The sequence below is a fragment of the Bradyrhizobium sp. sBnM-33 genome (genome assembly GCF_032917945.1).
Taxonomy (GTDB): Bacteria; Pseudomonadota; Alphaproteobacteria; order Rhizobiales; family Xanthobacteraceae; genus Bradyrhizobium.
This window is the reverse complement of record NZ_CP136624.1, coordinates 8,458,434-8,471,169: the sequence shown is the minus strand read 5'-3', so window position 1 is coordinate 8,471,169 and position 12,736 is coordinate 8,458,434. Positions and strand designations below refer to the sequence as shown.

The 12,736-nt window shown below is 58.2% G+C and carries 11 protein-coding genes; 7 read left to right on the top strand and 4 right to left on the bottom strand.

What is annotated here, in order from left to right:
• Positions 1-60 precede the first annotated feature (60 nt).
• Positions 61-1,116, top strand: coding sequence for an NADP-dependent oxidoreductase (locus RX328_RS39750; RefSeq protein ID WP_213246688.1), 1,056 nt, complete (start codon positions 61-63; stop codon positions 1,114-1,116).
• A gap of 173 nt (positions 1,117-1,289) precedes the next feature.
• Here the strand turns inward: RX328_RS39750 and RX328_RS39745 are convergent, their stop codons facing one another.
• Together RX328_RS39745 and RX328_RS39740 are read right to left on the bottom strand one after the other, a co-directional pair.
• Positions 1,290-2,423: a CaiB/BaiF CoA transferase family protein gene (locus tag RX328_RS39745; protein ID WP_213246689.1), complete on the bottom strand. Its 1,134-nt coding sequence runs from the start codon at positions 2,421-2,423 to the stop codon at positions 1,290-1,292.
• A 255-nt stretch (positions 2,424-2,678) separates the two neighbouring features.
• Positions 2,679-3,500: a TetR/AcrR family transcriptional regulator gene (locus tag RX328_RS39740; protein ID WP_213246691.1), complete on the bottom strand. Its 822-nt coding sequence runs from the start codon at positions 3,498-3,500 to the stop codon at positions 2,679-2,681.
• Positions 3,501-4,028: 528 nt separating this feature from the next.
• Between RX328_RS39740 and RX328_RS39735 the strand changes: the two genes are divergently transcribed.
• A complete protein-coding gene (locus tag RX328_RS39735) occupies positions 4,029-4,841 on the top strand; it encodes an SDR family NAD(P)-dependent oxidoreductase (protein ID WP_213246693.1) in 813 nt (270 codons plus the stop codon).
• Between the two features lie 84 nt (positions 4,842-4,925).
• Here RX328_RS39735 and RX328_RS39730 read toward each other — a convergent pair whose 3' ends face one another.
• Positions 4,926-5,699, bottom strand: coding sequence for a crotonase/enoyl-CoA hydratase family protein (locus RX328_RS39730; protein ID WP_213246695.1), 774 nt, complete (start codon positions 5,697-5,699; stop codon positions 4,926-4,928).
• Positions 5,700-5,908: 209 nt separating this feature from the next.
• Here RX328_RS39730 and RX328_RS39725 point away from each other — a divergent pair, with 209 nt between their 5' ends.
• From RX328_RS39725 to RX328_RS39710, 4 genes are all read left to right on the top strand, one after another.
• Positions 5,909-7,462, top strand: coding sequence for a class I adenylate-forming enzyme family protein (locus tag RX328_RS39725; RefSeq protein WP_213246697.1), 1,554 nt, complete (start codon positions 5,909-5,911; stop codon positions 7,460-7,462).
• Positions 7,463-7,477: 15 nt separating this feature from the next.
• Positions 7,478-8,725 (top strand): thiolase family protein, encoded by a 1,248-nt coding sequence (locus RX328_RS39720; protein WP_213246699.1) that lies wholly within the window; start codon positions 7,478-7,480, stop codon positions 8,723-8,725.
• Positions 8,726-8,757: 32 nt separating this feature from the next.
• Positions 8,758-9,519: an enoyl-CoA hydratase gene (locus RX328_RS39715; RefSeq protein ID WP_213246701.1), complete on the top strand. Its 762-nt coding sequence runs from the start codon at positions 8,758-8,760 to the stop codon at positions 9,517-9,519.
• Positions 9,520-9,627: 108 nt separating this feature from the next.
• Entirely contained in the window at positions 9,628-10,590 is a 963-nt protein-coding gene (locus RX328_RS39710) for an NAD(P)H-dependent flavin oxidoreductase (RefSeq protein ID WP_213246703.1), read from the top strand.
• A 289-nt stretch (positions 10,591-10,879) separates the two neighbouring features.
• On the opposite strand, the gene RX328_RS39705 is transcribed toward RX328_RS39710, so the two are convergent.
• A complete protein-coding gene (locus RX328_RS39705; protein WP_213246704.1) occupies positions 10,880-11,149 on the bottom strand; it encodes a hypothetical protein in 270 nt (89 codons plus the stop codon).
• Between the two features lie 709 nt (positions 11,150-11,858).
• On the opposite strand from RX328_RS39705, the gene RX328_RS39700 reads away from it, so the two are divergent.
• On the top strand, positions 11,859-12,722 hold the full coding sequence (locus RX328_RS39700) for a branched-chain amino acid ABC transporter permease (protein WP_213246706.1): 864 nt from the start codon (positions 11,859-11,861) through the stop codon (positions 12,720-12,722).
• The last annotated feature ends 14 nt before the right edge of the window (positions 12,723-12,736 follow it).

Here is a 12,736-nt window from a genome sequence, read left to right as displayed (position 1 = left end):
ATGGACATCTATCGATTGAGGACACCTGGTCGAGCGCGTTCAAGGAGCCGCAGGGATGTTATGATCGCCGACGCGAACAGCACGAGGAGCGAAAAGATGCCGCAGCCAGGTCGTACGAACGCACATGTCTTGCTTGCCAAGCGTCCGACAGGATGGGTCGATGAATCCTGCTTCCGGATCGAAGATCGTGAGGAGCCGTCCTGTGGACCCGAAGACGTGCTCGTCCAGGCGGTCTGGTTGTCGGTGGACCCCTATTTGCGGGGCCGGATGAACGAAGAAGCCTCGTATGCGCCCAGTTTCGAAATTAGCAAGCCTCTGGCTTCGCGCGTTGTAGGTCGCGTCCTTCAGTCAAGAAACGCGCGCTTCGGCGAAGGCGATTACGTGTGGGGCTTCCTAGACTGGGCCGAACGCACCGTGGTACCGCGCGGGGAGGGCCTCCACTTGATCGACCCGGCACTAGGCCGTCCAACCCTTGCGATTTCCGCTTTAGGCATGCCGGGTCTCACCGCTTGGGTAGGCGCGATAGAGTTGGGTCGACCGCAACCCGGCGACACCGTGTACATCTCATCAGCCGCGGGCGCGGTCGGTCAGTTGGCAGGGCAGTTCGCCAAGCGCGCCGGCGCGCGCGTAGTCGGCTCGGCTGGCAGCGACGAAAAGGTGTCCTTCGTACAGACTAAATGTCGGTTCGACGCGGCGTTCAACTACAAGACGCGGGCGACGGATGAAGCGCTGCACGAACTGTGCCCGAAGGGCATTGACGTCTACTTCGATAATGTGGGTGGAAGCACGCTCGAGGCTGCACTGCGCCATGCGAATGTGGGGGCGCGCTTTCCGATATGCGGAATGATATCCGAGTATAACGCGGTCAACGAAAGCGGTATCAAGGGAATGCAGGCGATGTTCGCAAAGCGCATCGCAATGACCGGATTCATGGTTTCCGACCACGTGCACAAGCTTGCTGCGTATCAAACTCGAGTAGCACCGTGGTTGCAGGCCGGCGAGATATATTTCCATGAGGACATCGTTCAAGGGCTGGAGCAGGCGCCTTCAGCGCTGATCGGCATGATGCGTGGGACTGCCATCGGCAAAAGGCTGGTCCAAATTGTTCCGCAATAGGGCTTCCCAAGTGGGACATTGAGCTGCGCGCCAGTGGTTCGCGCGTGTTCTCCGTTCGGCGATCATGAAAGGTCGGCGAGACCGGTGTTACCTTGCGAGGGGAGATTGGAGACGCAGTAGGCCAACTGGAAGCGGGTCCTGCGACTCCGTCAAGCGCGCGAAAAGATACGAGCCTAGATTGCTCCGGACGATCTCAATTCCCTCATGCTGCCTTCATTATAGCCGGTCTCGCGGAGGATCGTTTCGGTATCCTCGCCAACACGCGGCACACCTCGTCGCCAATTGGTTGGAGCGTTCTGAGAAAAGCGCGGGGCGGGAGCGGCCTGTAATACGCCACCAATTTCAGCAAATACCTGTCGCGCTGCCATATGCGGGTGGCGCGCGGCCTCCCCGGGATCGTTTACTGGGGCGAAGCAAGCGTCGGTTCCTTCGAGTATCGCGCACCACTCGGCACGCGTCCGCTTGGCAAAGGTCTCCGACAATACAGCCCGCTGCAGAGGCCAGTCCGCGCTGGCGGTCCGGTTCTCGAATACCGGATCTCCAGCAAGTCCGATGCGTTTGAGCAGCTCTTCGTAGAATTGAGTCTCGAGAGGCGACACGATGATCCAACCACCGTCCGAGCAACGGTAGGTATTGACCGAGGGACCGCAATCAAAGTGATGGACACCTCGTTCATAGCCCGCGCCGTCGGCGGCCAGTGCGCTGAGTAGCAAGTTCAACATATGCGCAGAGCCGTCCACGATGGCTGCGTCGACTACCTGTCCACGACCGCTCTGCTTTGCCTTGAGAACGCCGGCCAACAAGCCGATCGCGAGATAGAGTGCACCACCTCCGACATCTCCGATCAAGGTTGGAGGGGCGACGGGCGCAATACCCGGCGGACTTGCGTACCAGAGAGCGCCCGACAATGCGGTATAGTTCCCGTCGTGCCCCGCCGAGTGAGAGAGCGGACCATACTGTCCCCACCCCGTTATGCGGCCATAGATGAGCGAAGGGCGATGCTCCAGACAGACCTCGGGAGCGATGCCCAACCTCTCCATGACGCCGGGCCGCATGCCTTCGATCAACACATCGGCCCGTTCGACGAGCCGCAATACCACTTCGACGGCTTGCGGTTGCTTCAAGTCCAGCGCGATCGAGCGTTTCCCTCGGTTCACAATGTAGTCCGGACGCGGCAACGGCGTTGTCGCATCCTTGCGCTCGACGACAATCACGTCCGCACCCAAATCCGCAAGAAGCATGCCGCAGAACGGACCGGGGCCCAAGCCGGCAATCTCGATGATGCGTAAACCTTGCAGGATCGACATGTCATCAATCCATCGCAAAAGCTGACCGGCCTTCAACGAAGCTTGAGACGTGCGCTCCCCGTCTGCCGTTCGATTCCAAGCGATCGGACTCCCAAAGCGATCCGTCTTTCCCTGGCGCGGATCGGATTTGACTCAAAGGTCACTAATATGCTCGCGAAAGTCAATAGCGCTTGCGAGCAATAGCGGGCCGGGCGATTTGCCGATCTCTACAAGGCGCGGGATTCGTGTGCGACGGTACGGGACGCGACCGCAAAATCAGGGCCGACTTTTCTTTGCGGTGATTCCAGTCCGGGCTCCGCCGATCTGCGGTACGCGACGACGCCTCCCTTTTTCCGGCGAGCCCATATCGGCGCCTTTTGATGCCGTCGGAGCGATCGACGCGTCTGCCGCCTGTCTGGCGGTTTCGGCGCCGAACACGTCAAGAGGAACGGCAGGAGGAATTTCTATGAGGTCGATATCGTCAGGATTTGCGCTCGTCCCCAAGCCATGCATTAGCAAATCAACCATCCCATCTGCGATGTCGTCCAATCCGAGCCGGCCTTTCGGCGAGTACCAACTCTGAACACTCGTCACCGCACCCATGAACGTGAAGACGGCGAGTTTTGGATCGACACGCCGGATCGTGCCGTCCTTCATACCTTCCTCAATAAACGAGACGAGGCGATCCTCGATCTCGTCACGCCTGTCAATTACCTTACGTCGATCCGCTGGGCGCAGCGCGGACACGTCCGAGGTCACGCCGCCGGCGCCCAGGGCTTGGTTCTGCCAGCGGATATAGGCGCGCAGGTTCAGCCGGAGCTTCGAATAACCTGTCGTTCCATGCTTCTCTGCGAACGCGACGGCTTGCAACCCCATGTCGAGGGACATCATATGGCACTCGAAAAGTATCTCGAGCTTGTCGGTTACGTAGTTGTAGAGCGTGCCTTTCGAAACCTGAAGGGCTTCGGCGACGTCGTCGAGAGACGTGTTGTGAAAGCCTTTTCTCGCGATGATGCGCGTTGCCTCCCGGAGCACCGCGTTCCGCTTGACACGATAAACCTCATCACTGGTCTGAAGGACATTCTTCCAACGGGGCACTTCGTTCTCAGCTCCTCATTATGGGCAGTGCGGCATCGTGTCGAATCTTCAGCAATTTGATCGGAGGACAATCCGACAACAGAAGCGCTCGCGTCAATGATCGCCCGAATTCCTGACTTTGAAGTAATCCCTTTACATCATCGAGTAAAGCAAATTGGCTGCTCGGTAAGCGCCCAACTCGCAATGGCCATCGAGAGATGGGAGGCAGTCGGCGATTTGTCGGCACGCAAATCCGCTCCGACCACCAGCGGCGGGGCAGTCTTCGTGGCCGTCGGTCGAGTGGGAAGCTCTTATATCATTGGCTCAAACGCGGGGACGTCCCTGCGCACCGATGACCAAGCCGAGAGCCTGCCGCCCAGGGAGGAACTCGTCATCCGAAGCGCATAGGATCAGGCACGCGCCACCTCAGCCGCAGCCGATCCATCTCATCTCCATCGATGTCGTGTAAGAATAAAAAATTGACTTTATAGTCAGTTGTGATCTATCGCAGGTGCTGGGAATCGATAGAGCGAGCGCCAACGCTGGCTCTTGGAGTTTCCGGAGGAGACATCGATGAGCATTCTTGATTTGAATGACAAGGCGGCAGTCGTTACCGGTGCCGGGCAGGGAGTTGGCCGTCAACTCGCGCTGACGCTCGCGGCTCATGGCGCAAAGGTCGTCGTCAACGATTATTTTCTGGAACGCGCTACCCAAGTCGCACGGGAGATCGTCGATGCGGGCGGCAAAGCGATCGCTGTCCAGGCGGATGTTACCGACCTCGATGGGGTCAGGGCCATGATGCGCCGCACCGTCGATGAGTTCGGCACCCTGGATGTGCTGGTGAACAATGCCGGCAACGAGGGGGCCAACCCGTCCAGCGCTTCACCGAAGCCATTCTGGGAGACATCTCCGGAAGACTGGCAGCGCTGGCTTGGTGTCAATCTCTTCGGTGTGATCGCCTGCGTGACCGCGGCGACACCCTACATGATCAGACAGCAGAGCGGCAGATTAATCACTATCATCTCCGACGCGGGACGAGTTGGAGAGTCTGGGATCGAGGTCTATTCGGGCGGCAAGGCTGGTGCCGCCGGCTTCATGCGGGCGGTGGCGCGCACCTTGGGTCGCTACAATATTACCGCGAATTGCGTCGCGATTGCCGCAACGCTGACCCCGACAATAGCGCCAGTCATCGAGGCGCAGCCTCCCGAGAAGACGAAACGTCAGCTTGAACGCTATGTCATTCGCCGCTTTGGACGTCCCGAAGACATTTCAGGCCTGGTGACTCTGCTGGCCAGCGACTCAAGTTCGTGGATGACCGGACAGACCTATCCGGTCAATGGCGGTTTCTCGTTCGCCATGTGAGTGAGGCCGGACACGGTCCTGCCTCGGCGCAACCGATAGAACGATGTCAAAGCGGCGCGCCGCTGCGTTGACGTCGAACGTGATCTACCGACCTTTCCAATGGGGTTTGCGCTTTTCGGCGAACGCTCGCAGGCCTTCCTTTGCATCCTCACTGTCGAGCGCAACCCGGGCAATCTTCCACTGTTCGCTCCAGGCTGCTTCATCGGTCCAGTTGTTGGACTGAAACATGATTTCGCGGCTTGCCCATACCGCGGTCGGGCCGTTAACAAGAACTTCTTCGGCAAACGAAAGAGCAACGGATAAGGCCTGACCTTCCTCGGCCAGCCGATTGACGAAGCCAAGAGCGTGAAGATCCTCGGCCGTCCTGAACAGCCCGGTGATCGCCATCTCCATCGCAACATTGTAGGGAATCCGCTTCGGAAGCCGAAATAAGGCGCCTCCGACCGCCACCACGTTGTGGCGTACTTCAGGTAGTCCGAATTTTGCGCTTCGCGCCGCGACGACGAGATCGCAGGATAAGCAAAGCTCGAACCCACCTCCCACCGCGAAACCTTCGACCGCAGCAATCGTCGGCTTAAGCGAGGGGCGCGCAAAAGCACCGAAGCCGCCGCGTCGTTCGGTGATCGAGCTCTCCCCTTTGGCGGCCGCTTTCAGGTCCGCTCCTGCCGAGAAGATCTTGTTCGACCCTGTAATGATGCCCACGCGAAGTTCGGGATCCGCATCAAGCGCATCCAAGGCAGCTTCCATCTGCAGCGACGTCTCATAGTCCACAGCGTTGCGGGCTTCAGGGCGGTCGATAGTGATGATGAGGGCGTGACCGCGACGCTCGCAAATCACCTTCTGTGTCTGGCGCTCCACGCTATTCTCCTGCTTCTAGAAAGGGTTCAATCAAGATTGACTTTTAAGTCAGAAAATGTGACGATCAAGTAATAAATGCGGTTCGAGGCTTGCTTGTGCTGATCTCGCGTCGCCACGGGTCCTGCGCGTCAGGCGGAGCATGCGATGCGGCCCCATGCGATCAAAGGCAGTTCGGGCAAATGAGAGCGTGCCTCGTCTGGGAGGGAAGAGTGCGGGTATCGGACTATTTCGAAAAGGCGGCTATTGCCAATCCCGACGTCGAGTTTGCCGTTTTCGGGGATCTGCGCGTGACCTACGGGGAAGCGCGCAGGACAGTGCACGCGATTGCGACGGCTCTGAGCCGCGAGCCCGGATTGACGGCAGGTGCGGTGATCGGCATCTACAGCTCGAACGATCCCCGCATTTCCATGCTGCAGATGGGAATCAACCGGGCCGATTTCGCTTGGGTTGGCGTGCACGATCGCAACGCCGTCGAAACCAATGCGGAAGTGCTCGACTTCATGGATGGCGAGCTAGTCTTTTTCAACAGCCGTTACGAAAAGGAGGTGGGACAACTGAAGGCCAGCAACAGCAGGGTCCGCAGATGGATCTGCATCGACGCCGATTCCCCCGAGGGTGAAAGCTTGGCGAGCTGGCTGGACGGAAAGTTCGAAGAATTTCCGTACTCCAAGCCCGATATGATGCGGCGGGCGTGTCTTGTGCCGACGGGGGGTACGACTGGTCCGTCGAAAGGCGTCGTGCACACCCATTATACGCTCGAACAAGGATTGATTGCCCAGGAAAAGGGCTTCAGGATTCAACCGCGCTCGCGCGTTCTATCCATAGCGCCGCTTTCGCACGCCGCCGGAATGTTTGCCATGGCGTTCTATCCGTCTGCGGGCACCAACGTAATTATGTCGGGCTTCGACGCCGAAAAAGTCCTTCACCTGATCGAGCAGGAAAGGATCACGCACCTGTTCATGCCGCCAACGATGATCGGCGCGCTCCTGGTGCATCCAAAGGTCAAAAGCACCGACTTCTCATCCGTGAAGATGTGCCTGACCGGGGCGGCCCCGATCGCGCCGGAAAAATTCAAGGAGATCGTCGCTCTGCTGGGACCCGTTGTGTGGGAATCCTATGCGCAGTCGGAAACGCATATGCCCGTGACGGTCAAAGCGCCCGAAGATTACATCTTGAAGGACGGCTCTTTCAATGAGTCAGTTCTGCGCTCCGCGGGGCGTGCGGCGGAGTACGTCCGCCTCGAAATCATGGATGACGATGGCAATATCCTCCCGCGAGGGCAACGTGGAGAGATCGTGGTCAGGATGCCATCCCTGATGAAGTGCTACTACAAGAACCCCGAAGCCACGAATGAAGTCAGTGCGTTCGGCTTCCACCACACCGGTGATGTCGGGATCATGGACGATGCAGGATTCGTCACGATCGTGGACCGCAAGAAGGACATGATCGTTAGCGGCGCGTTCAATATCTTCCCCTCGGAAATTGAAAAGATCATCTACGAAATCCCTGCCGTTCTGGACTGTATCGTTGTCGGAGCGCCGCACGAGAAGTGGGGAGAGGCCGTCACTGCAGTCATCCAACTCAAGCCCGGCCATGCATTGACCGAAGACGGGGTATTGACGCTGTGTCGCGAACGCCTCGGCGGCATGAAGACTCCCAAGCGCGTGGAGATCTGGAGCGAGTTGCCGCGCAGCCCCGTCGGTAAGCTGTTGAGACGCGTAGTGCGCGAAAAATTCTGGCAGGGCCACTGGCGCTCGATCTAATTCGGAGGAATTCACATGGAAGACGTCTATATCATCGGCGTCGGGATGACGCCGTTCGGTCGGCATCTGGATAAGAGCCTGAAAAAGCTTGTTGCGTGGGCTTTAAATGATGCGTTGAGCGATGCAGGCATCGACAAATCCGAGATCCAGGCTGCTTTCTTTGGAAACGTCGTCCAAGGTTTCATGGAGGGACAGACTTGCATCCGCGGGCAGGTCGCGCTGTTGCCCGAAGGCCTTCAGGGAATCCCGGTCTTCAACGTGGAAAACGCCTGTGCGACGGCGTCGTCCGCGTTCAATCTCGCGGTGAACCATCTGCGCGCCGGAGCCGGTGAGGTCGCTCTCGCAATAGGCGCCGAGAAAATGTACGACGAGGACAAGGCGAAGATGTTCGCCATCTTCGATTCGGGTTGGGATGTCCATACGCCGAAGGAAAATGCGGATCGGTTGATTGCTCTCGGTCAGGGTGTCGATCCGCCTCCCGGGAGTGTGTCCGATCGGCCCTACAGCGTCTTCATGGATGTCTACGCCGCTCTTGGTCGACAGTTGATGCGTTTGCACGACATCACCCAGGAGCAAATGGCCTTTGTCGCCGCCAAGAACCACACCCACGCGGTCGACAACGAGCGGGCGCAGTATCGCAAATCGATGACTGCCGATGAAGTCTTGGCGGGGCGCGCCATTAGCTACCCGTTGACGCTGCCGATGTGTGCGCCGATTTCCGATGGCGCTGCGGCTGCCATCATCTGCACCGGCGCGGCGCTCAAACGTTTGGGTGTTCAGGCGTCTCGCGCTGTCAAGGTGCGGGCGAGCGTTATCCGCTCCGCAACGGCGCGCGGAGGTGATGATCTCGAGAACCACATCACCCGGCTCACGGCAAGAGCTGCCTATGAACAGGCGGGCGTAGCGCCGGAGGACGTCGACGTGGTGGAGGTCCATGACGCCACCGCGATCGGCGAGCTCATCCAGAGCGCCAATCTCGGACTGTGCGAGCTCGGAGCCTCCGGCAGGTTTGCGCAGAGCGGGGCCACAACGTTGGGCGGCCGCGTGCCCATCAACCCATCGGGCGGTCTCGAATCCAAGGGCCATCCGATCGGGGCGACCGGCATTGGGCAGATATTCGAGCTCGTTGCGCAGTTGCGAGGAGAGGCAGGGTCGCGACAAGTCAAGGATGCGCGGATCGCCGTCCAGGAGAATGGTGGGGGACTTTGGGGGTTCGAGGAAGCCGTCGCACACATTGCTGTGTTCGAACGCGGCGTTGCCTGAACCGCCGAATCTCTGTGACTAAGGAGTCGCTCATGATGGACAATGTGCTGACCGAAATCGGTGATCGAACTCTGACGATCCGTCTGAACCGACCGGATAAGCGAAACGCGCTAACTCGCACGATGTATTCATGCCTCGCAGATGCTCTTGAACGGGCCGAGGCCGACGCTTCCATCAGGGTGGTCGTCCTGACGGGGAGCGCTGATTGCTTTACGGCCGGCAACGACTTGTCCGACGGCATTATCGAGGGGCCCGACGGACCGCATGGCCGGTTCATGAGTGCTTTGGCGGAATGCAGCAAGCCAATCATTGCCGCGCCATGCGGCATTGCCGTTGGTATCGGCGTGACGATGCTTTTGCACTGCGATCTCGTCTACTGCGGATCACATACAACCTTCAGAATTCCGTTCGTGCCGTTGGCGGTTTGTCCGGAGTGTGCATCGTCTTACTTGCTGCCCCGGCTGGTCGGACATCATCGCGCGAGCGAAATCCTGCTCACAGGAGAAGCGTTCGACGCGACTACGGCGCTTGAGCTAGGGATCGTGAATGGCGTGTTTCCCAATGACCAGGTTGAAGAGATTGCCAAAGCGAAGGCGGCGCTCGTCGCGGCTCAGCCGCCTACGTCAGTGCGAACGACGAAAATGCTCATGAAGCGGTCAATGGCGGAGGACGTTCGCGAGGCGATTAAGGTCGAAATAGAGCATTTGGTTCGGCTCCAGCATCGAGCTGAAGCAATACAAGCGGTTAACGCATTCAAAGAGAAGCGCCGCGCCGACTTCTCGCGGTTTACCTGACTGCATGCGAATGCGGTTCAAGAGCGGCAATGGGGCGCAAGAAGCGCGTCAAGTCTGCGCGTTGAATCTCGTCCTTCGATCGAACCGAGCTCAGTAAAGGCAATCAAAATGGGAAATTATGGCGATCCACAAGTAACCGCTCGGCTCCAGGCCAAGCTCAAGTTGCCGCTCTTTGTCGCGCCGATGTTTCTCGTTTCCGGTCGAAACCTTGTAGTAGCGTCGTCGTCAAGCGGCGTTCTTGGGTCCATTCCGGCTCTCAACGCGAGAACCACTGATATCCTCGACTCTTGGATCAGCGATATTGTCGCGAAGCTGGAAACTGCAGGCGCGACGGCTCCATTCGCAGTAAACCTTATCGCCCATGCGAGCAACACGAGACTCGATGCCGACATCGACTTGATGATCAAGCATAAGGTGCCGATCGCGATATCCAGCGTAGGCAGCCCGGACCGGCTGATAGATAGTATCCATAGTTATGGCGGTCTGGTCTTCTCCGATGCCGCGACGGTTCGCCACGCAAAGCGCGCTGCGTCAGCAGGCGTTGACGGACTGGTGCTTCTAAGCGCCGGCGCGGGCGGCAATACGGGCTGGCTAAATCCATTTTCGTTCTTGGCGGAAGTTCGCAGATTTTTTGATGGGCCGATCGCACTTGCGGGAGGTCTTTCGACAGGACGGCAGATCGCCGCTGCCGAAATGATGGGAGCGGATTTTGTACTCATGGGCACTACCTTCATTGCAACGCAAGAAAGCGAAGCCGATCAAAGCTATCGAGACATGCTCATCGAAAGCGGCGCTGACGACGTTGTGACAACCGACAAGCTGACTGGGATCCCGGCAAACATCCTGCGTGCCAGTCTGGAAAAGTCGGGCTTTATCGACCGCGGAAATCACAAAGGTTTCAGCGTAAATCGCGATACCGACCTCATGAAAATGTGGCGTGATATCTGGAGCGCTGGCCACGGAGTAGGAGGCGTAACAAGAACTGTGAGTGTACGCGATGAGGTCGAAAGGTTGGTGCACGAGAGGGCGGCTGCCCTCGAGAGAAATCAGTCAATGGCCGAAGCGTACTAAGCGATGAGACAATCCGTCGATAGTAATTCCGCGGATGCGTTCAGCCACCCCGTGGAGACTGACATTATCTGTGCTGGTCGGGCTCGGCTTGTTTGCTGCATTCCCCTCTCGCGTTGGCGCTCGCGCTATCTTTCTTGATGGCCATCTACTCAATTCTTTCGTTCGGGAATAGCGAAATTCGCCGTGAACGTTCTCCCGATACCAACAAAATACCAACAAACCGGCCGGCTGCAGTGAATTTTTACGTGTTTCTTCAACGCGTTGCAAAAAATCAGGAATCGAACTAAGGTTATAAGTTATTGTTATTACTGATGTTTTTTGATTGGTGCCCCTGGCCGGCAATCGCGTAATACAATAACCAATTGAATTTAAAGTTATTTTCCTTGTCAATTGTTGCCGATACCAACAGGAATACCAACAACATGAGGCTTGGTATTAGCTCGCAAAAATAAATTGCAGGCTCCTCGGCAGCAGGCAGGGCCGATGCCGTTTCGGTCTCCACAAGCGTCGCCGAAATGCAGCGACAACGGCAGCGACCAACACTGCAGTGCTCAGCCAAACGATGACGTCTCCGATCTTGTTGTAGAGGCGGCGTGAGATCGTGAAATTGACAAAGGAAATGGACGATTGACGACATTGCATACGGAGGCGACAGCCGTTTAGATCGCGGAGCTCGAACTTCCGATCTGAATCGGCCAAACCCGCAAGACTGGTTTCGGTCGTAGCTCGAGTTGTGGGTTTTGGTGCAGGAAGGTCGAAAATTCCCTTTCAATGGGGATTGACTGACACTCTCCCCGCCATTTGCGCGGTTCTGTACGTCAAATTGCGATTTCGACCGATTTCCTGCGCTTACGTTCGCCAGTTGTGCCGCGCTATCGACGGGTGGCGGTCAAGGCCCGCAGCGCGGATTGGGGTGATCCCTCCCGAGCAAATATGCAACGTGCGTTGCGATAACAATCGCTGGACGTTGAACCGCGCGTCCAGCGGTCGAAGAGATTTCTCCGCTGCCTCACGTTGTGCGTTTCAGAAGGCGTAGCAACCAGCGCCGAGCGGCTCGCACCGCTGTATTCAGCGCGTGTCGGGCAGCATTGCTTTGTCCGCCTGCTGCGGAATCGCCGCCCCCGCTGAATGGTCGAATGCCCAGTATTCGCGCCGTTTTTGCTCGATGAGCGCGCACTGGACGCAACCGGCCGCCCTTGACAACAAAACGATGACGGTTATCGTTTCGACATATCGAATAAGGTTCGATATGGCGAACAGAGGCGCTGATGACTGCTGCGGATGTAGCTCCCTTCCTGTTTGACGTCGTCGGCTCAATGGCAATCTTCGTGCTTGCTGTTCTCGGCCTCGGCGTCATTGCGAGCATGATGGGTATCTTCAATTTCGCCCATGGCGAGTTTCTGCTGCTGGGCGCGTACACGGTTTATCTCGCCCACGAGGCCGGCCTACCGACATGGGTTGGAATGATCGCAGCTCCCTTTGTCGTCGCACTTATCGCGCTCGGTCTCGAACGAACGATCATACGTAGGTTCTACGCGACGCCAGTCGCGGCGATGATCAGCACGTTCGCTATCGGGCTCGTTCTCAGAGAGAGCGTCCGCCTCCTGCTGGGAGGCCAGTTCTACAGCGTCGAAGCCCCATTGATTGGCGCATTCTTCATCGGCGATGTCGCTCTGTCGAAGTGGCGCGTCGTCATCATTCTCATGACCGTCATCGTCCTGGCGGCGAGCTACCTGTTCCTGTCGCGATCGACGCTGGGCCTCTATGTCCGCGCGTCGCTGGAGAACCCGGGTCTTGCGCGTGCCTCCGCGATTCCGACCAGCCGCGTTTATGCAGGGACATTTGCGTTCGGTGCGGCCCTTGCTGGGCTCGCAGGCGGGCTGATGGTGCCGATCTACTCGCTGAACGCCGATATAGGCGTTCCATTTCTGATCAAGTCTTTCCTTGCCGTCATGGTCGGTGGCGTAGGCAGCTTTGAAGGATCCGTGCTCGGGGCGTCCTTTATCGGAGCAGGCGCGGCCGGGCTTCCCTGGGCCATCAAGCCGGTCGTTGCCGATGTCCTTCTGTTTCTCGTCGCAATTCTGTTCGTGAAGTATCGCCCAACCGGGCTTCTGTCACTGTGGAGAAAATGACCATGTCGACCGAC